The organism is Streptomyces sp. NPDC002868, from assembly GCF_055563295.1.
Genome location: NZ_JBVHDR010000011.1, coordinates 176,584 through 194,498, shown reverse-complemented (window position 1 = coordinate 194,498; position 17,915 = coordinate 176,584). Strand labels below are relative to the sequence as shown.

Sequence of the window (17,915 nt, the reverse complement as noted above, 5' to 3'; positions counted from 1 at the left end):
GCCGGGGGGCCAGCTCCAAGGGGGAGGGTTGCTCGATGGGCGTGCGGCTCATGGTGCTCGATGATCACCGACTGCTCGCCGAGGCACTCGCCTCGGCCTTGAAGCTGCGTGGGCACCGGGTGCTCGCGGCGGCGGCCCCCGCGGCCGGCGCCGCCGACCTGGTGGTCAGCAGGGCGCCCGAGGTGTGCCTGCTGGGCACCGCGACGCCCGCGGAGCCGGGCGCGTTCGACCCCATCGTCAAGATCAAGCGGGAGCGTCCGCAGGTGGCCGTGGTGGTGCTCGGTCCGGTGCCGAGTCCGCGCGGGATCGCCGCGGCCTTCGCGGCCGGCGCCTCCGGTTACGTACGCCACGACGAGCGCATCGAGGGCGTCGAGCGCGCCATGGTCAAGGCCCGGGCGGGCGAGGCGGTGGTGGCGCCGCAGCTGCTGCAGGGTGCGTTCGCGGAGCTGCTCAACCCGGTCGCGCAGCCGGACGACGAGGGGCAGCGGCTGCTGCAGCTGCTCACCCCGCGCGAGGTCGAGGTGCTGGTTCGGGTCGCGGAGGGCGAGGACACCCGGCTGATCGCGGCCGGCATGGGGATCGCGCCGAGCACGGCCCGTACGCATGTGCAGCGGGTACTGATGAAGCTGGGGGTCGGCTCCCGCCTTGAGGCGGCGGCGCTGGCCGCGCGCACCGGGCTGCTCGACCGGGCGGCGATCGTCTCGTCGGCGCCCGGTCAAACGGCGGATTAGGACCGACCGCATCCAGGAGTACGTGCGCTCGATCACCCAGCGCTTGCCGGCCTGGATCGGGCCGGAATGTCCCGCCGGGCTGTCAGGTCCTGCGCGTCGGTCGAGCGAACTGCGGCACCAGCCGTTCGAGTTCCCGCGTCGGCAAGGCCAGCTCCGCCCAGATCACCTTGCCCTCTGCGGTGTACCGCGTCCCCCAGCGTTCGGCTGTCTGGGCGACGAGGAAGAGCCCGCGGCCGCCCTCGTCCGTGACGGCGGCGTAGCCCAGATGCGGTGACGTGCTGCTGGTGTCGGAGACCTCGCAGATCAGCGTCCGGTCGCGCAGCATCCGCACCCGGATGGGGCCCGTGGCGTGCCTGATGGCGTTGGTGATCAGCTCGCTGAGGATCAGCTCGGCCGTGAATTCCACCTCCTCCAGGCCCCATTCCGCCAGCTGCCGGGCGGCCTCGGCGCGCATGCCCGCCACCGCCGCGGGATCCGACGGCACGTCCCAGTCGGCCACCTGATCAGGGCTCAGCCCGCGCGTACGGGCGACGAGCAGCGCGATGTCGTCGGTGGCACGCGGGGGCAGCAGGGCGTCGAGCACCACCCGGCAGGTCTCCTCCGGCGGCCGCTCCGCACTGGCGAGGGCACTGCGCAGCAGCTCCAGTCCGACGTCGAGGTCCCGGTTGCGGCTCTCGATGAGCCCGTTGGTGTAGAGGACCAACTGGCTGCCCTCGGGCAGCTCCAGCTCCGCCGCCTCGAAGGGCAGGCCTCCCAGGCCGAGAGGCGGGCCGACGGGCAGCTCGGCGAATTCCACGGTGCCGTCCGGGTGGACGAGCGCGGGCAGCGGATGTCCGGCACTGGCCACGGTGCAGCGGCGGGAGACCGGGTCGTAGATCGCGTATAGGCAGGTGGCGCCCAGGACGCCGCCGACGGCGGCGCCTTGCTTGCCACCGTGGTCGGCGCCGCCGATGTCGGCCGCCGCCTCGTCCTGGTCTATCCGGGCGACCAGTTCGTCGAGGTGTGAGAGGAGTTCGTCAGGCGGCAGGTCCAGCGAGGAGAAGTTGTGCACCGCCGTACGCAGCCGCCCCATCGTGGCGGCCGCGTGCAGCCCGTGCCCGACGACATCGCCCACGATCAGCGCAACGCGCGTGCCCGGCAGCGGAATGACGTCGAACCAGTCGCCGCGCACCCCCGCCTGCGCGGGCAGATAGCGGTAGGCGGCGTCGACGGCGTTCTGCTCGGGCAGGCCGCGGGGCAGCAGACTGCGCTGCAGTGTCTCGGCCATCGTGTGCTCGCGGGTGTAGCGGCGGGCGTTGTCGATGGACACCGCCGCGCGGGCGACCAGCTCCCTGGCGAACGACATGTCGTCGGGCACAAACGATTCCCTCCCCGTCAGGCGGTAGAAGTTGGTTGTGCCCAGCACGACGTTCCGGGCGCGCAGCGGAACGGAGATCGTCGAGTGGAGGCCGTAGTCGATCATCCTCGCGGCGCGCTCGGGATGCGGTTTTCGCCACAGTGCCCAGGCCGGGCCGCTCAGGTCCGGGATGACGACCGGCTCCCCGGACAGGAGATCCCAGGGCATCCCGGGCGGCCCGTATGGGACGAGGTCGCCCACCTTGAGGAGGGGATGGTCCTCGGCGACTCCGCTGAGTGCGGTGCGGAGCATCTCGCCCACCCCGGTCGGCGGATCCTCACCCCGCAGCACGTTCTCGAACAGGTCGACGGTGACGAAGTCCGCGAACCCTGGGGCGACGTACTCCGCCAGCTCCTCCGCCGTACGCCGCACGTCGAGCGTCGTGCCGATCACCGCCCCGGCGTCGTACAGCAGCTTCAGGCGTCTGCGCGCCAGTTCGGCCTTGCCCGAGAGGGCACGCAGCTCGGTGGCGTCGCGCAATGTCGCGACGCCGCCGGGTGGGCCGCCGGCCCGGTCGGTCGGCCGGTGGTTGACGGCCAGCAGTCGGTCATGGCCCGAGTGCACCTCGTCGATGGCCTCGCGCTCCGAGGCGAGCAGAGCAGCCAGCGTCGGGGCGAGGCCGAGATCGCTGACGTGACGGCCCTCCGCGTCGGGCGGCAGCTGGAGCAGTCGGCGGGCCTCTTCATTGGCGAGTATCAGCCGCCGGTCCCCGTCGGTGACCAGCACACCTTCGCGGACGGATTGGAGCACCGCGTGCTCGTACGTTCGGGCCGTCTCGGCCGGATCTGGACCGTGTGTCTGGCGCCGCAGCCGTTTGCGCACCAGCGCCGTCACGGCGGTGGCAAGGGCGAGCGCGGCGGCCGCCGCTCCGAGTCCGACCGGAAGCCGGCGGTCGGCCAGGCCGCTCACGCTCACGGGCTCGAGTCCGAGGGAGAATATACCGAGGCGGACGGGCGGAGCCCCGGATCGGTCGAAAGCGTTGACCATATCCTCATTATCGGATATTGGCTGCTATTTGGGCCGAGGCGATGGCCATCAGGCCGATCACGCCCGCCTCACGTTGGGGGGCCTGCCGCCCCATCCGCGCCGGCCAGACCTACGTTCAGGGGTTCATTCGGCGAGGGGCCTCTTCGTGCGTGGCCAGGCGGGATGTGGAGTGCCGGCCGCGGCAGTAGGGGCCCCTGGATATGGCTAACGGCGACGTGTCCTCGGACGTGGCCCTTGGTCCTGGAACCCAGTTCACTCGTGAGAGTTCTAATCCGACCTCTTGTTCGTATCTGCGTGCAAGCGCTCTCTGTGTTCCGCCCACCCATTGACGTCACTGTTGGCTCGTGGTTTGTTATGTGCGGTTCTGTTTGGTGGGAGTGAGGGGCTCCACGGTGAAGAAGACGTCGACCCGGCTTGCCGACGGTCGTGAGCTGCTCTACTACGACTCCCGCGACGACGCCGTACGGGACGCCGTTGACCGGCGGCCGCTCGATCCCATCTCCACCACCTCCGAGGTCCGCCGCGACCCGTTGCTCGGCGACTCGGTCGCCATCGCCTCACACCGCCAGGGCCGCACCTACCACCCGCCGGCCGACGAATGCCCGCTCTGCCCGTCCCGGGACGGCCGCCTCAGCGAGATCCCGGCCGCCGACTACGACGTCGCCGTCTTCGAGAACCGCTTTCCCTCCCTGGCCGGCGACTCCGGCCGCTGCGAGGTCGTCTGCTTCACCTCCGACCACGACGCCTCCTTCGCCGACCTCAGCCAGGAGCAGACCGCGCTGGTGCTGGAGGCCTGGACCGACCGCACCGCCGAGCTCGCCGAACTCCCGCAGGTGGAGCAGGTCTTCTGCTTCGAGAACCGGGGTGCGGAGATCGGCGTGACACTCGGGCACCCGCACGGCCAGATCTACGCGTACCCCTTCGTCACGCCGCGCACCGCGCTGATGCTGCGCTCGGCCGCCGAGCACCGGGCGAGGACCGGCCGCAACCTCTTCGACGACATCGTCGAGCGGGAGCGCGCCGAGCGCGCACGGGTGGTACTGGAGAGTGAACACTGGGTGGCCTTCGTGCCGTACGCCGCGCACTGGCCGTACGAGGTGCACCTCTACCCTCGGCGGCGCGTGCCGGACCTCCGGGCGCTGGAAAACGCGGCGCGCACAGAGTTCCCACAGATCTATCTGGAACTGTTGAGGCGCTTCGACCGGATCTTCGGGGAGGCCGAGCCGCCGACGCCGTACATCGCCGCCTGGCACCAGGCGCCCTTCGGTCAGGTCGACCGGAGTGATTTCGGGCTGCATCTCGAGCTTTTCACCATCCGACGGACTTCCGGCAAGCTGAAGTTCCTCGCGGGTTCCGAGTCCGGTATGAGCGTGTTCATCAACGATGTGCCGCCGGAAACCGCGGCCGAGCGACTGCGAGAGGTAGCGAGCGAGTGAGCAAGTACTTGGTGACGGGCGGGGCCGGATACGTCGGCAGTGTGGTGGCGCAGCACCTGCTGGAGGCGGGGCACGAGGTGATCGTCCTCGACAACCTCTCCACCGGCTTCAGGGAGGGCGTGCCCGCGGGCGCGGCCTTCGTCGAGGGCGACATCCGCGACGCCACCAAGTGGCTCGACGCCTCGTACGACGCGGTACTGCACTTCGCGGCCTTCTCGCAGGTCGGCGAGTCTGTGATGCACCCCGAGAAGTACTGGGCGAACAACGTCGGCGGAACGATGGAGCTGCTCGCGGCGATGCGCTCCGCGGGGGTGCGCAAACTGGTCTTCTCCTCCACCGCGGCCACGTACGGAGAGCCGGTCTCGACCCCGATCACCGAGACCGACCCGACCGCGCCGACCAGCCCGTACGGTGCGTCGAAGCTGGCCGTCGACCACATGATCACGGGTGAGGCGGCGGCGCACGGTCTGGCGGCCGTGTCCCTGCGGTACTTCAACGTGGCGGGTGCGTACGGCAGTTGCGGCGAGCGCCACGACCCCGAGTCGCATCTCATCCCGCTGGTGCTGCAGGTGGCGCTCGGCCGACGCGAGTCGATCTCGGTGTTCGGGGACGACTATCCGACGCCGGACGGCACCTGCGTACGCGACTACATCCATGTCGCGGACCTCGCCGAGGCGCATCTGCTGGCGCTGGGCGCGGCGACGGCGGGGGAGCATCTGATCTGCAACCTCGGCAACGGAAACGGGTTCTCGGTGCGCGAGGTCATCGAGACCGTACGCAAGGTCACCGGGCACCCGGTCCCGGAGGTCGTGGCCCCGCGTCGCGGAGGCGACCCGGCGGTACTGGTCGCCTCCGCGGCCATCGCGCGGGAACGGCTGGGCTGGCGGCCGAGCCGCGCGGACCTGGCGGGCATCGTGTCGGACGCCTGGGACTTTGCCCGGGGGAGGGAGAGCGTGTCATGAGCGAAGGTGTGTGGGCGGCACCCGGCAGGGTGAATCTGATCGGTGAACACACCGATTACAACGACGGTTTCGTGATGCCCTTCGCGCTGCCGCACACCACCGTCGCGACGGCGGCCCGCCGGGACGACGGCGTACTGCGGCTGCACTCGGCGGACGTCCCCGGCGGCATGGTCGAACTGCGCGTCGACGACCTCGCGCCGGGGCGGGGGCCGGGCGGCTGGACCGACTATCCGGCGGGTGTGGTGTGGGCGCTGCGGGACGCCGGCCATGCGGTGGGCGGCGCGGACTTCCACTACGAGTCGACGGTCCCGGCGGGCGCCGGGCTCTCGTCCTCCGCCGCACTCGAAGTCGTCACGGCCCTGGCCTTGAGCGACCTGTACGAACTGGGCCTGGAGCGGGGGCGGATGGCCCGGCTGTGCCAGCGCGCCGAGAACGTCTACGTCGGCGCGCCCACCGGGATCATGGACCAGACGGCCTCGGCGTGCTGCACCGCGGGCCACGCGCTGCACCTGGACACCCGGGACCTGTCGCAGCGCCAGATCCCGTTCGACCTGGCGGCGCTCGGCCTGGAACTCCTGGTGGTCGACACCCGGGTCAAACACGCCCACAGCGAGGGCGAGTACGGCAAACGCCGCGCGGGCTGCGAGGCGGGCGCGGCGGCGCTGGGGGTCCTCGCACTACGGGACGTCTCGTACGCGGACCTTGCGGCGGCCCTGTCCCTGCTGGACGACCCGGAAGTACGCGCCCTGGTCCGCCACATCGTGACCGAGAACCACCGGGTGGAACGGGTGATCGCCCTGCTGGAGGCGGGCGAGGTCGAAGCGATAGGCCCGGTCCTCACCGAGGGCCACGCGTCACTGCGGGACGACTTCCGCGTCTCCTGCCCGGAGCTGGACCTGGTGGTCGAGGCGTCGCTGTCGGCGGGCGCGCTGGGCGCGAGGATGACGGGCGGCGGCTTCGGCGGCTCGGCGATCGTCCTGACGCAGACGTCGACGTCGACGACGCTGAAGAAGTCGCTCCTGGAGGCGTTCGCGTCGACGGGTTACGAAGAGCCACGGATCTTCCCGGCAGCCCCGTCCCCGGGAGCGCGCCGCGTGTCCTGAGGGGAAGTTGCCCACCCACCCGCCCTTGAATCGGGGCCACGGCCCCCACGCCCCCCGCGGGCAGCCACGGCAGCTTCGCGCCAGGCGGATGCGCTTGCCGGGTTGCGGCGGCGTCGTGCCGCGAGGGGGCGCGTCTGTTGCGGTGGCTCCGCGCCGGGCTGGGGCGCGGGCAGCCACGGCAGCTTCGCGCCGCGAGGGGCCGTCTGCTTGCGGCGGCTCCGCACCGGGCGGTTGCGCTCGCCGGGTTGCGGCGGCTTCGTGCCGGGCGGTTGCGCTCGCCGGGTTGCGGCGGCTTCGTGCCGGGCGGTTGCGCTCGCCGGGTTGCGGCGGCTTCGTGCCTGGGGAAGCCCACGCGCAGGGTTGAGGCGGCGTCGCGGGGAGGGGCGCGTCTGTTGGGCGGCTCCGCGTCGGGCTGGGGCACCCCCCACTGCGCCCCCGCGGGGGGTTGCGGCAACTTCGCGCTGCGAGGGGCCGTCTGCTTGCGACGCATGCGCCCGCCGACTGCGGCGACGCACCTGGGGAAGCCCACGTGCCGAGTTGCGGCTTCGTGCCGCGGGGAGGGACGCGTCAGGTTGCGGCGGCTTCGCGTCGCCAGGCGGCCCGCCTGCCGGGGCGCACGTTCGCGCCGCGAAGCCGGCGTCTCGGGGGCGTGGGGGCGTCAGCCCCCGCCGTCCCCGTACCCCCTTGGGGGTCTGGGGGCTTGCCCCCAGTTCGGGAAGGGGCGGGGAGGGGAGAACGCCGCCCCCTCAACCACCGTCCCCCAGCCGCTTCACCAGCAAGAACTCCGTCGCCCCCGGCGGATACTCCTCCACCCGCCCCACCACCTCATACCCCCGCCCCCGGTAAAACCCCGGCGCCTGAAAGTCCCACGTCTCCAGCCGCGCATACCCGCACCCCCGTTCCTCCCGCGCCAGCCGTTCCGCCTCCCCCAGCAGACGCTTGCCCAGCCCCGCGCCCCGGTGCGTCTCCGCCACCCACAGCAGGTCCATGTGGAGCCAGCGCGCCCACGTCAGGGCCGTCAGGCCGCCGGCCAGTTCGCCCGTCCCGTCCTCCACCGCCCAGACCTCCAGCGGCACTTCCTCCTCGTGCGGCGTACCCCGCAACCTGCGTATCGCCGGGGACCGTTCCGCGTTGTCGGACTCCAGCCGTTCACCGAGCAGCCTGCGTCGATCTTTGTCGACTTCCGCCTCAATACGAAACATGTGGCACACCCTAAACACCCTGGCCAATCAGTTCTGCAAATAGCCTTCCGCTCCAGCCACCCAGCCGTAGTCTGATGCTCAGCACCGGTGGGGGCCGGTGTCGATCAGGGGGCGAGACAGTCGGGTACGACGCCCGGGGCGGGGTATCAGTCACAGCACGGCGGCGGCCGAGCGACCGCTGTACTACCCCATTTCTCCGGGCGCCGTACCCGCGCCGGTCTCTCCTCCGACACTGGGGGTGTCTGTGGTTCGTATCCGGGTCCTGGTGGTGGACGACCACCGAATCTTCGCCGAGTCGCTCGCTGCCGCCCTCGCGGCCGAGCCCGATGTCGACGTCGCCGCGGCCGGCAGCGGCCCCGCCGCGCTGCGGTGTCTGGAGCGGGCGGCCGCCGAAGGGCGCAGGTTCGACGTCATGCTCGTCGACGCCGACCTCGGCGCCCAGGTCGTGCCCGGCGCCCGTGCCGTCGTCGCCCGCGCCGTGCCGGACAACGGCGAGGACGGCCTCGTCGACGGCATATCCCTGGTCGCGGGCGTCCGTTCCGGCCAGCTCGCGGTCCGTACCGTCGTGCTCGCCGAGAAGGACGACCCGCGTCGTGCCGCCCTCGCGCTCCAGGCCGGCGCCTCCGGCTGGGTCGCCAAGGACTGCTCCCTGCAGCGGCTGCTCGCGGTGATACGAGGCGTCCTGCGGGACGAGACGCATCTGCCGCCCGCCCTGCTCACCGGCGTACTGCGGGAGTTGACCGCGGCGCGCAAGCACCGCACCGAGAGTGAGCGGCTCGTGGAGTCGCTCACGCCACGCGAGCGCGAGGTGCTGCGCTGCATGGTCGCCGGTCTGGGGCGCAAAGCCGTGGCCGAGCGCCTCTTCCTGTCCCCGCACACCGTCCGGACGCATATGCAGAACGTTCTGGGGAAGCTGGGCGTGCACTCCACGCTCGCCGCGGTCGCCCTCGCCCGCCGCGCCGGCGTCGGCCCGGTCGACCTAGCCGGGGATGTTGTCGAACGGGGCGGTCAACTGGCGTAGCAGCGCCGCCAGTTCCGCCCGCTGCGCCCGCGACAGCTCCGCCAGGATCGCGCGTTCCTGCGCGAGCAGCCCGGCCAGCGCCTGGTCCGCGCGGTCCCGCCCCTCGGGCGTGAGCCGCACCAGCACCCCGCGCCGGTCGGAGGGGTCCGGCAGTCGCTCCACCAGGTCCTTCTTGGCGAGCCGGTCGATGCGGTTGGTCATGGTGCCCGAGGTGACCAGCGTCTGGGTCAGCAACTGGCCGGGTGAGAGCTGGTACGGAGCCCCCGCGCGCCGCAGCGAGGTCAGTACGTCGAACTCCCACGGCTCGAGATTGTGCTCGGCGAAGGCGAGCCGGCGGGCCCGGTCCAGATGGCGGGCGAGCCTGGAGACGCGGCTGAGCACCTCAAGCGGTTCCACGTCGAGGTCGGGGCGCTCACGGCGCCATGCTGCGACCAGTCGATCGACCTCGTCCTCCATGTCGATCAGTGTAGAGGGTCTGTCGATGTGAAGTCTCTTGACATCAAGATATATTCGGGTTCAGGCTTGGGCATGGTCGGGCCGGGACATCGTTCCGTTTCGGCGCACCGTTCCTGCAAGGGGGCTCGAACATGCATTCCGTACCAACCTGGGATCCACATCAATACCTGCGTCACGCCGGGCATCGCACCCGCCCGTTCATCGATCTGCTCGCCCGGATACCGCAGCTACCGAATCGCGATATGCCCGCCCGTATCGCGGACATCGGCTGCGGCCCCGGAAACGTCACCGCACTCCTCGCCGACCGCTGGCCCACCGCCCACATCACCGGCTTCGACCTCTCGCCCGAGATGCTCGCCATTGCCGACAAAGAGCACGCCGGCACCACATTCGGCGGCGGCTGGCTCGACTTCAGGCCCGCCGACGCCGCGCACTGGACACCCGACGAGCCTTACGACCTGATCGTCTCCAACGCGGCCCTGCAATGGGTGCCCAACCACCCCGAATCGTTTCCTCTCTGGATCGAGAACCTGGCCCCGGGCGGCACCCTCGCCTTCCAGGTCCCCGGCAACTTCACCTCACCCAGCCACGCACTCCTCGGCGAGCTCTGCGGAACCCCGCAGTGGCGCGCCCGCCTCGGCGACCACGGTCGCCGCTTCGTACACATACTGGAGCCCGCCGACTATCTCGCCCGCCTGGTGGACCTCGGCTGCCGGACGGACACCTGGGAGACCACGTACTACCAACTCCTCACCGGGGACGACCCGGTGCTGGACTGGGTCAAGGGCACCGCCCTGCGCCCGGTCCTCACCGAGCTCGCGGACGAGCCCGACGCCGCGGACGAATTCCTCGCCCAGTACCGCGATCTGCTCCGCAAGGCATACCCGCCGGGCCCGCACGGCACGGTGTTCCCGTTCCGCCGGATCTTCGCCGTCGCACGAAGGGGGTCGTGATGCTCGCCGCCGTCGACCATGTCCAGCTGGCCGCACCTCCCGGGTCGGAAGACGATCTGCGGACGTACTACACCCATGTGCTCGGTATGACGGAGATCCCCAAGCCTCCCCTGCTCGCGGCCCGCGGCGGCGTCTGGTTCCTGGGGCACCTCCCACGCCGGAGGCTGTGGGGGACCGGGCTCGTCCGGCTCCATCTGGGCATAGAGGCGGATTTCAGGGCCGCGAAGAAGGCCCACCCGGGGCTGCGGGTCGCGGACATAGAGGCGTATGCGGCACGACTGGAGGAGCGCGGCGCCAAAGTGGTCTGGGACGACAACCTCCCCGGCCACCGCCGCTTCTACTCCGAGGACCCGGTCGGCAACCGGCTTGAGTTCCTGGAAGCGGTCACCTGAGCGCGGCAAGCCGGCTGATGCAGGACGGGCCGGAGTCAGCCGTACCAGGTGGCGTTGCAGATGTAGACGCATGCATGGTGGGGCACCGAGAGGAAGCTCATGACGCCGCGGCCGCCGAGAAGGTCGAATTCCCGAAGCCCGCCCTCCCGGTCGACGGGCCTGCCGACCTTCCCGGCGTCGCGCCCGAGCGCCGCGAGTTCCGTGGCGAGCCGCTCGACTTCCGCCACGACGCCGGGCGACAGCCCGTCGGTGATGTACTCCGCGCTGGGGTTGTAGTCCCAAGACCAGTCCGTCACAGGCCTGCCTCTGCCTCTGCGGTCTCTCGGATCCGTCGGATCTCGATGATGGCCTCCGCCGGGTCCTGCTCCCCGGCGTCCACGATCCATTCAAGCTCGTGCAACCGCGCGGCTCGCTCCGGATGCCGCTCGGTCGCGACGAATACCGCCCAGGAGTGCACAAAGGCCCGCAGAGGGGCGAGGCTCTGCGTCTGCTGCGCGTTCGTAGTCGCCTCGAACAGGTGCTGCGTGAGCGCCGGAATCCGACTGGGTGCGATCCGTGCGACCGCGGCCCGCAGTGCGTCGGGCGTGAGCTCGGGCATGGGAATGAGGGGCTCGTACGGGCCGTCGGGCTGCTCGCTCACGCTTGACCTCCGTTGCGGGCGGTTCGGTCCTCGTACCGTACCTGCCGGGCTCTGCGCGGGGTGTGCGTACGGCCCCGGCCGGAGCCGGTCACTGGGCGGCGCCGGTGTCCGGCCGTGCTCCCCGGCTCTCGGCGATACGGAGCGCGTTGCTCAGGCTTAGATCAGCTGGCCCGCCAAGACGCGTAGGTCTACTCAACTGTGTCCGCCCGGTCAGACTTTGATGGCAAACAGTCAAGGTGCAGGACGCCGGACAAGGGTGGGGCGAAAGGGCGAGCACACGGAAGTGAAGCGCCCCGCCCCCACCGGACATTCGGTGAGACGGGGCGTTCCGTGCCGACGCTCAGATTCAGCACAGCGTGCAGTACGTGTGCGACTGCGTCGAGGTGCCCATCGGGGACGGCACGACCGGGATCCGTGACTCGAAGGCCACACCGGGGCCCGTACTCGCCTTCACCACCGACGCGTTCGCCGCGTTTCTCAGCGAGGTCAAGGGCAGCGGGACCTGAACCCCTGCCGTCTGACACGACCACCTCCGGAACAAGGCGATGAGGACTGCCCCAGTAGGGACACCGTTGGGAAATAGGGTTCGGCCACGGACGCATCCGGCCAGACGTGAAACCGGCGCGGTCACGCCGACGCTGCCATCACCGTCGCCCCGTGCTGCCGGGGGGCTGGTCCCGTCCGTGCTGCTGATCGTGATCCGCGACATCGTCACGACCGTGGCCAGAACCAGCATCAGTGGCCTGATCCTGAAGGTGGGTCAGGGCGACTGCACGCCCCGCCATTCCCAAACCGCAGCGTCCGCACTGCTCACCGCTCTGATTACCCATGACGACGGGACCATGCACCGTTCTACTGCCGCTTGGCCGACCAGGCCGGTCAGTACCTGCCGCAGCATGCCGAATACTGTCAACATCCCGTACTACCGCTACCGCACGATAGCGCTCGCCGGATAGCGAGGGCGGCTCCCAGCATCAGCACCCACCCGCACGGTTGGCAAGAACGAGGGCGTCGCGGTAGCGAATGGCGGGGCCGTCGATGGTGAGACCGGGTGAGACCGGTCTGAACTGGACAATAAAGGTCCTCTTTAAGCCGAGGAACTTGCAGCTCTGCTCATGTCGATACAGTTCAGGAGACAACGAAGGTATCGGGGAAATGCCTACGGTGCCTGATAATTGGGGGGACCATGAATTACAGACTCACTGTCAGCACGAGCAGACATCCGGTGCGCGCTCCGCGGCGTAGTTTGACGCTGTTAGCCACTGTCCTTGTGGCTGGCCTGCTTTCCGGAGTATCCCCAGCTTACGGTACCTCGGAGGAAGCCTCATCTGTACCCCTCAGTGAAGTCGATTCTGCTGCCCTCGCGGAGGCAAGCAGAATTCATCTGCAGCGCCGGGCGGATCTCGTGACCGACACCGGAGAGCAAGCACAGCAATCCATTTCTTCCTCCGCTTTGGGGTCGGCTGCCAAGCAAGAGCTCCAGCAGGCCGCCGTTGCCCTGAGGCAGCGCGGACAACAGCTCAAGGAGATCAATGGGGGCTACACCAAGGCCGAGGTCGCGGTCACCGTGGACAGCGCTGAGGAGTCCGCCGGTACTGCCACGGTGAAGGTCACGGAGGACACGAAGCTCTACTTTCCAGACGTTCAGCCCGGAGAGCCCGAGTTTGAAGAGTTCGAACTCCCACACGTGCTGACCTTCAACCGCACGGAAAACGGCTGGCTTCTCCATGCTGACCAAGCAGAAGTAGATGTCAACGGTCCAGCGGCCACCACGCAGCTGAACACTCCTGCCCCCATCATCCACCCCGAACCGCCGTACTACCCGCGTCCCACCGACCCTCCTACAGAACCGGAGACCGTTGAGGGGCAAAGGGAGGAAGGGGCGGCGTCGACCGAGCGACCTGCCGTCGTGGAGTCCGGCAACAAGATTACTGCGGCAGGTCTTTCCTACAGCAAAATGGCTCAGTACGCCGACAGGTACTGGAAGCGCCCGAACAGCGACTATCGCGTGTACGGCAACGACTGCACCAATTTCATATCCCAGGCCATGCGCGCCGGTGGATGGGGCACGACGTCGGGGAGTGCGGCGAGCCGGAAGAACAACAAGAAGTGGTTCTACGGCAGCTTCACCTGGACAACGAGTTACACCTGGGCGGGGGCAGAGAACTGGTACTGGTTCGCGTCACGACACTCGAAGCGGACCAAGCTGCAGAACAACGTGTGGAAACTGGCATACGCAGATGTGCTCCAAGCTGACTGGAACAGAGACAATACGATCGACCACACAATGATTGTCACGGCAACCGGCCACAACGAGCGCTACCTCACCTACCACACCAGTAACACGCATAATCGAAAGCTCAGTTCGCTACTGGCCGCCCGCCCCAATGCCTGGTGGTACGTGCACCGCACGTGACCAGCGATTTGTCAGGAGGAGAAGGTGAAGAAACGGTCGGTCATGGCTCTGGCCTCGTCCTTTGCTGTTTCGATCGGCCTGCTCGCCGGCTGCTCTGGTGCAGCAAGTGGTGACGCAGGTGCGGAGACCGAACGTGGTGCTGTCGACGCTTACGTAGACGCCCTCAACTCCGGGGATGAGGAGGCGCTTGCCGGACTGGCGCCTCCTGGGAATGAAGCGGAGGAGGAGGCGGCGACACTCATCCGCGAGAACGGCGGGCGCTCCCTGAAGGTGGAGCAGGTCGACATCGCGCACGAGTTCGGCCCCGATTTCGCGTCGGCAACCCTGGTGGCACGGGACAAGAGCGGCGACGAGCTCCGAGCCACCCTCAGCCTGAGCAAGGCGGACGACAACTGGTACGTCGACATCGGCGAGAACCCGCAAGGGCGACAGAAATCACCGGCCGCGACATCGACTCCGTAACCACGCTCGGGAGAGCTCTGAGTGGTGCCTGCGGGGCTCGCCCCGCAGGCACCAGAACGCGGCCTCTGTAGTCAGCGGTGCTGACAGCGAACGAGCCCCGCCAACGGGAACGCCGCGTCCCACCGGACATCCGGTGGGACGCGGCGCAGGGTGCGTCTGCGGATGAGCGCGTGGCTCAGTACAGCGTGGTGTACGTGTTCCAGCCGTTGCCGATCTTGGCCTTGGCGTTGAACCCGCCCGTGGCCCTGGCGGTGTAGCGGTACAGCTCTCCCGCGGCGTTGGCGCCGACCAGGTCCGCCCGGCCGTCCCCGTCGAGGTCGCCGGGGGCCGACAGCTTGGTGTACGTGTTCCAGCCCGAGCCGATCAGCGTCCTCGCCTTGAACGGCGCCGAGGCGACGCCCGTACCGGCGTACAGATACAGCCTGCCGTCGGTGCCGCGGGCGATCAGGTCGCTGCGGCCGTCGCCGTTGATGTCGCCGGCTCCGACCAGCTTGTTGAACCCGTTCCAGCCGCTGCCGACCTTGAGCCGGGCGGCGAACTTCGAACCAGTGCCGTCCCCGCGGTAGAGATACAGCGCACCGGAACCGTCACGCGCCAGCAGGTCGCCCTTGCCGTCGCCGTTCAGGTCGCCGGGGCCGGTGAGGAGGTTGTAGACGCCCCAGCCGGAGCCGATGACAGCGGCCCGGTCAGAGGGGTAGCTGTGGTTGTACAGCGTGCCGTTGTACAACTCCAGAATGTCCCCCCAGCCGTTGCTGTCGAGGGACGACGCGAAGGTGAGCTTCGCGCCCTTCCAGCCGCCGACGACGCCCACCTGGTAACGGGCGCTCAGCAGACCGTTGTTCAGCGCGTAGTAGGTGAACAGCGTGCCGTTGGTGTCCAGCCCGAGGACCTCGTCCTTGCCGAGGTGCGGGTTGTTGCCCGCGCCGGCGAACTGCGCCACCGCGTTCCAGCCCGACCCGCCCGACACACGGGGGAGGAACTTGCCCGTCCCCGTGGACTCGTAGGTGTAGAGCAGGCCCGATGGCGTACGGGCGACGAGGTCGCCGAGACCGTCGCCGCTCTGGTCGTCGAGGCTGAGGATCTGGTTGTAGCCGTTCCAGCCGGGGCCGACGCTGACGCGGCCCTTGAAGGGCGAGTCGGGGTTGGGGTTGCCGGAGTAGAAGAACAGCTCGCCGCCCGGCGTACGGGCGAAGAGGTCGGCGATGCCGTCGCTGTTGACGTCGTTCACGCCGATGAGCTGGTCGTACCCGCCCCAGCCGGAGCCGACCTTGACCCGGGCGGCCATGGGGGCGGCTGCCCCCGGGGTCGTCCGGTACAGATACAGGTCGCCCGACGGCGTACGCGCGAGGATGTCGCCGCTGCCGTCGCCGGTCAGGTCGCCGGGCGAGAAGACCTTGTTGTACGCCTGCCAGCCCACTCCGGACCAGATGATCGTGCCGTGGTCGGGGGAGCTCCGGTAGGCCGAGAGCCGGCCGCTCGACAGCAGGGTGAAGTGGACCGGTCCTGCCGCCTCGAGACCGGCGACCGAGAAGACGTCCTTGAACGTCTCGTTCGCGGTCTCACTGGTGTCGAAGAGGTACTCGTAGGAAGTGGTGCCGCTGGTCGGCGCCACATAGATCCTGCCGTTGCCGGCACGGTAGAGAAGATCGGTGAAGCCGTCGCCGTCGATGTCGCTGCGCGGCTTGGCGACCGGGACGTCGGCCGCGTCCGCCGCGGAGTGCTGCTTGGCGCCGTGCTTGGGAAGCGTCAGCTTCGGCTGCTCAATGCTCGGCCTGGTCTGCTCGACCGGCGCCGGCGGCGGCACGCTGTCGTCCGCCGCCGCAGGGACGGTGAGCAGCATGCCTGCCGAGACGGCGAGTGCCGTGCAGGCCGCGATCCTGCGGGCGCGTCTGAAGCGCACGCCGACGGGACGGCCGGGTTCCACTGAAGACAAGGTCCCCCCCTGGGGAAAATGGTGGAACCGGGTTGAAGACGTTCGCAGTTGCTCTTTTTGAGTGGCGAACCGTTCCCCGGATAGCCGCAAATTCTACAACTGTGGAATCCGGGCCGGTAGATGGGCAGGGGACCGAAGAGACGTCAGTTCTTGCGGTGCCCTATCAGTCGCGGCTTCTGCTCAAGACCGTCCAGGCCGTGCCACGCCAGATTCACCAGATGTGCCGCGACCTCCGCCTTCTTCGGCCGGCGGGCGTCCACCCACCACTGGCCGGTCAGCGCGACCATGCCGACCAGTGCCTGCGCGTACAGCGGGGCGAGCTTCGGGTCGAAGCCCCGGGCCTTGAACTCGAGGCCGAGGATGTCCTCGACCTGGGTGGCGATATCGCTGATCAGCGAGGCGAAGGTGCCGGTCGACTGGGCGACCGGAGAGTCCCGGACGAGGATGCGGAACCCGTCCGTATACCTCTCGATGTAGTCGAGGAGCGCGAACGCCGCCTGCTCCAGCAGCTCCCGCGGATGCCCCGCGGTCAGCGCGCTCGTCACCATGTCGAGCAGCTGGCGCATCTCGCGGTCCACCACGACGGCGTACAGCCCCTCCTTGCCGCCGAAGTGCTCGTACACCACCGGTTTGGAGACGCCCGCCTTCGCGGCGATCTCCTCGACCGACGTGCCCTCGAAACCCTTCTCGGCGAACAGGGTGCGGCCGATGTCCAGCAGCTGCTCCCGGCGCTCCGCCCCGGTCATCCGGACCCGGCGCGCGCGCCGGCTCCCGGAGGGCCGGCTCTTGTCCGGTTTGCTGGTACTGCCGTCGATCGCCACGTCGTCAATCATGCCGCGTCGGCGGTGTGGCTCTTGCGGCGGGCGTCGATACGGGACGCATCGGGCCAGCGCACGTCGTACGCCCAGCCCAGCTGCTCGAACCAGCGGATGAGCCGGGCGCTGGAGTCGATCTGGCCGCGCAGCACGCCGTGGCGTGCGCTCGTCGGATCGGCGTGGTGCAGGTTGTGCCAGGACTCGCCGCAGGACAGCACCGCGAGCCACCACACATTGCCCGAGCGGTCACGGGATTTGAAGGGGCGCTTGCCGACCGCGTGGCAGATGGAGTTGATCGACCACGTGACGTGGTGCAGCAGGCAGACGCGGACCAGCGAACCCCAGAAGAAGGCGGTGAACGCCCCCCACCACGACATGGTGACCAGACCGCCGACCAGCGGCGGGATGGCCAGCGAGAGGATCGTCAAGTAGATGAAGTCGCGGGAGATCCGGCGGATCGCCCCGTCCTTGATCAGATCCGGCGCGTACTTGTGCTGGGGCGTCCGCTCCTCGTCGAACATCCAGCCGATGTGTGCCCACCACAGGCCCTTCATCAGCGCGGGGACGGTCTCGCCGAAGCGCCACGGCGAGTGCGGGTCGCCCTCAGCGTCCGAGAACTTGTGGTGCCTCCGGTGGTCGGCCACCCAGCGCACCAGCGGGCCCTCGACGGCCAGCGAGCCCATGATCGCGAGCGCGATGCGCAGCGGGCGCTTCGCCTTGAAGGCGCCGTGCGTGAAATAGCGGTGGAAGCCGATCGTGATGCCGTGGCAGCCGATGTAGTACATCGCCACCAGCAGCCCCAGATCGAGCCAGCTCACGCCCCAGCCCCAGGCCAGCGGCACCGCCGCGAGCAGGGCGACAAAGGGCACCGTGATGAACAGCAGCAGGGCGATCTGCTCGATCGACCGCTTGCTGTCCCCGCCCAGGGTGGCGGAAGGGAGGTCGGGCGACGGCGTCTGAGGGACGTCGTCCAGCAGATCAGGGCTTGTCGTCATGGGGTTCCCCTGTGG

18 protein-coding genes and 1 pseudogene are annotated in these 17,915 nt (G+C 69.4%); 11 read left to right on the top strand and 8 right to left on the bottom strand.

The window, feature by feature from the left end:
• Positions 1-35: 35 nt before the first annotated feature.
• Entirely contained in the window at positions 36-731 is a 696-nt protein-coding gene (locus ACZ3H8_RS29425; RefSeq protein WP_467407043.1) for a helix-turn-helix transcriptional regulator, read from the top strand.
• A gap of 82 nt (positions 732-813) precedes the next feature.
• Here ACZ3H8_RS29425 and ACZ3H8_RS29420 read toward each other — a convergent pair.
• Positions 814-3,072, bottom strand: a pseudogene (locus ACZ3H8_RS29420) (ATP-binding SpoIIE family protein phosphatase); the annotation flags it as partial.
• Positions 3,073-3,506: 434 nt separating this feature from the next.
• Between ACZ3H8_RS29420 and galT the strand changes: the two are divergent.
• From galT to galK, 3 genes are read left to right on the top strand one after another with little or no spacing between them, the layout of a single operon-like run.
• A complete protein-coding gene (galT, locus tag ACZ3H8_RS29415; RefSeq protein WP_467407041.1) occupies positions 3,507-4,550 on the top strand; it encodes a galactose-1-phosphate uridylyltransferase in 1,044 nt (347 codons plus the stop codon).
• The gene (gene galE / locus ACZ3H8_RS29410) at positions 4,547-5,512 is read left to right on the top strand and encodes a UDP-glucose 4-epimerase GalE (RefSeq protein ID WP_467407039.1); all 966 of its coding nucleotides are present in this window, start codon (positions 4,547-4,549) and stop codon (positions 5,510-5,512) included. Before galT ends, galE begins: the two co-directional genes overlap by 4 nt.
• Positions 5,509-6,615, top strand: coding sequence for a galactokinase (galK, locus tag ACZ3H8_RS29405; RefSeq protein ID WP_467407038.1), 1,107 nt, complete (start codon positions 5,509-5,511; stop codon positions 6,613-6,615). Before galE ends, galK begins: the two co-directional genes overlap by 4 nt.
• 746 nt (positions 6,616-7,361) lie before the next feature.
• Here galK and ACZ3H8_RS29400 read toward each other — a convergent pair.
• Positions 7,362-7,817, bottom strand: a complete 456-nt coding sequence (locus tag ACZ3H8_RS29400) for a GNAT family N-acetyltransferase (RefSeq protein ID WP_467407036.1) — start codon at positions 7,815-7,817, stop codon at positions 7,362-7,364.
• 244 nt (positions 7,818-8,061) lie between these two features.
• Between ACZ3H8_RS29400 and ACZ3H8_RS29395 the strand changes: the two genes are divergently transcribed.
• Positions 8,062-8,838, top strand: a complete 777-nt coding sequence (locus ACZ3H8_RS29395; RefSeq protein ID WP_467407306.1) for a LuxR C-terminal-related transcriptional regulator — start codon at positions 8,062-8,064, stop codon at positions 8,836-8,838.
• Here ACZ3H8_RS29395 and tamR read toward each other — a convergent pair.
• The gene (gene tamR, locus ACZ3H8_RS29390; RefSeq protein WP_307662936.1) at positions 8,797-9,294 is read right to left on the bottom strand and encodes a MarR family transcriptional regulator TamR; all 498 of its coding nucleotides are present in this window, start codon (positions 9,292-9,294) and stop codon (positions 8,797-8,799) included. The two genes, ACZ3H8_RS29395 and tamR, sit on opposite strands and share 42 nt — an antisense overlap.
• A 131-nt stretch (positions 9,295-9,425) precedes the next feature.
• Between tamR and ACZ3H8_RS29385 the strand changes: the two genes are divergently transcribed.
• Positions 9,426-10,247, top strand: a complete 822-nt coding sequence (locus ACZ3H8_RS29385; RefSeq protein WP_467407033.1) for a trans-aconitate 2-methyltransferase — start codon at positions 9,426-9,428, stop codon at positions 10,245-10,247.
• Complete coding sequence (locus ACZ3H8_RS29380) at positions 10,247-10,639, top strand: VOC family protein (RefSeq protein ID WP_467407031.1); 393 nt, start codon at positions 10,247-10,249, stop codon at positions 10,637-10,639. The genes ACZ3H8_RS29385 and ACZ3H8_RS29380 overlap by 1 nt, the downstream gene beginning before the upstream one ends.
• A gap of 35 nt (positions 10,640-10,674) precedes the next feature.
• On the opposite strand, the gene ACZ3H8_RS29375 is transcribed toward ACZ3H8_RS29380, so the two are convergent.
• Both ACZ3H8_RS29375 and ACZ3H8_RS29370 read right to left on the bottom strand, forming a co-directional pair.
• Positions 10,675-10,935 (bottom strand): hypothetical protein, encoded by a 261-nt coding sequence (locus ACZ3H8_RS29375; RefSeq protein WP_467407029.1) that lies wholly within the window; start codon positions 10,933-10,935, stop codon positions 10,675-10,677.
• Positions 10,932-11,279: a hypothetical protein gene (locus ACZ3H8_RS29370; RefSeq protein ID WP_356232337.1), complete on the bottom strand. Its 348-nt coding sequence runs from the start codon at positions 11,277-11,279 to the stop codon at positions 10,932-10,934. Before ACZ3H8_RS29370 ends, ACZ3H8_RS29375 begins: the two co-directional genes overlap by 4 nt.
• 365 nt (positions 11,280-11,644) lie before the next feature.
• On the opposite strand from ACZ3H8_RS29370, the gene ACZ3H8_RS29365 reads away from it, so the two are divergent.
• The 4 genes from ACZ3H8_RS29365 to ACZ3H8_RS29350 all read left to right on the top strand — a co-directional run bounded on the left by ACZ3H8_RS29365 (position 11,645) and on the right by ACZ3H8_RS29350 (position 14,157).
• Positions 11,645-11,785, top strand: a complete 141-nt coding sequence (locus ACZ3H8_RS29365) for a DUF397 domain-containing protein (protein ID WP_467407026.1) — start codon at positions 11,645-11,647, stop codon at positions 11,783-11,785.
• 177 nt (positions 11,786-11,962) lie between these two features.
• Complete coding sequence (locus tag ACZ3H8_RS29360; protein ID WP_467407024.1) at positions 11,963-12,235, top strand: hypothetical protein; 273 nt, start codon at positions 11,963-11,965, stop codon at positions 12,233-12,235.
• Positions 12,236-12,684: 449 nt separating this feature from the next.
• Positions 12,685-13,695 (top strand): amidase domain-containing protein, encoded by a 1,011-nt coding sequence (locus tag ACZ3H8_RS29355; protein ID WP_467407023.1) that lies wholly within the window; start codon positions 12,685-12,687, stop codon positions 13,693-13,695.
• A 42-nt stretch (positions 13,696-13,737) separates the two neighbouring features.
• A complete protein-coding gene (locus ACZ3H8_RS29350; protein ID WP_467407020.1) occupies positions 13,738-14,157 on the top strand; it encodes a nuclear transport factor 2 family protein in 420 nt (139 codons plus the stop codon).
• Positions 14,158-14,332: 175 nt separating this feature from the next.
• Here ACZ3H8_RS29350 and ACZ3H8_RS29345 read toward each other — a convergent pair whose 3' ends face one another.
• The 3 genes from ACZ3H8_RS29345 to ACZ3H8_RS29335 form a co-directional block, all read right to left on the bottom strand.
• Positions 14,333-16,081 carry an FG-GAP-like repeat-containing protein gene (locus ACZ3H8_RS29345; protein WP_467407305.1) on the bottom strand — a complete coding sequence of 583 codons (1,749 nt, stop codon included), beginning with the start codon at positions 16,079-16,081 and terminating at the stop codon, positions 14,333-14,335.
• 152 nt (positions 16,082-16,233) lie between these two features.
• The gene (locus ACZ3H8_RS29340) at positions 16,234-16,923 is read right to left on the bottom strand and encodes a TetR/AcrR family transcriptional regulator (RefSeq protein ID WP_356232078.1); all 690 of its coding nucleotides are present in this window, start codon (positions 16,921-16,923) and stop codon (positions 16,234-16,236) included.
• On the bottom strand, positions 16,920-17,900 hold the full coding sequence (locus ACZ3H8_RS29335; protein ID WP_467407018.1) for an acyl-CoA desaturase: 981 nt from the start codon (positions 17,898-17,900) through the stop codon (positions 16,920-16,922). Before ACZ3H8_RS29335 ends, ACZ3H8_RS29340 begins: the two co-directional genes overlap by 4 nt.
• Positions 17,901-17,915 lie beyond the last annotated feature (15 nt).

Bases quoted from the DNA above. Each gene is read 5' to 3' on its own strand.
- galK (WP_467407038.1), top strand. From the start codon at position 5,509: ATGAGCGAAGGTGTGTGGGCGGCACCCGGCAGGGTGAATCTGATCGGT.
- ACZ3H8_RS29425 (WP_467407043.1), top strand. From the start codon at position 36: ATGGGCGTGCGGCTCATGGTGCTCGATGATCACCGACTGCTCGCCGAG.
- tamR (WP_307662936.1), bottom strand. From the start codon at position 9,294: ATGGAGGACGAGGTCGATCGACTGGTCGCAGCATGGCGCCGTGAGCGC.
- ACZ3H8_RS29335 (WP_467407018.1), bottom strand. From the start codon at position 17,900: ATGACGACAAGCCCTGATCTGCTGGACGACGTCCCTCAGACGCCGTCG.
- ACZ3H8_RS29350 (WP_467407020.1), top strand. From the start codon at position 13,738: ATGGCTCTGGCCTCGTCCTTTGCTGTTTCGATCGGCCTGCTCGCCGGC.
- ACZ3H8_RS29380 (WP_467407031.1), top strand. From the start codon at position 10,247: ATGCTCGCCGCCGTCGACCATGTCCAGCTGGCCGCACCTCCCGGGTCG.
- ACZ3H8_RS29400 (WP_467407036.1), bottom strand. From the start codon at position 7,817: ATGTTTCGTATTGAGGCGGAAGTCGACAAAGATCGACGCAGGCTGCTC.
- ACZ3H8_RS29340 (WP_356232078.1), bottom strand. From the start codon at position 16,923: ATGATTGACGACGTGGCGATCGACGGCAGTACCAGCAAACCGGACAAG.
- ACZ3H8_RS29385 (WP_467407033.1), top strand. From the start codon at position 9,426: ATGCATTCCGTACCAACCTGGGATCCACATCAATACCTGCGTCACGCC.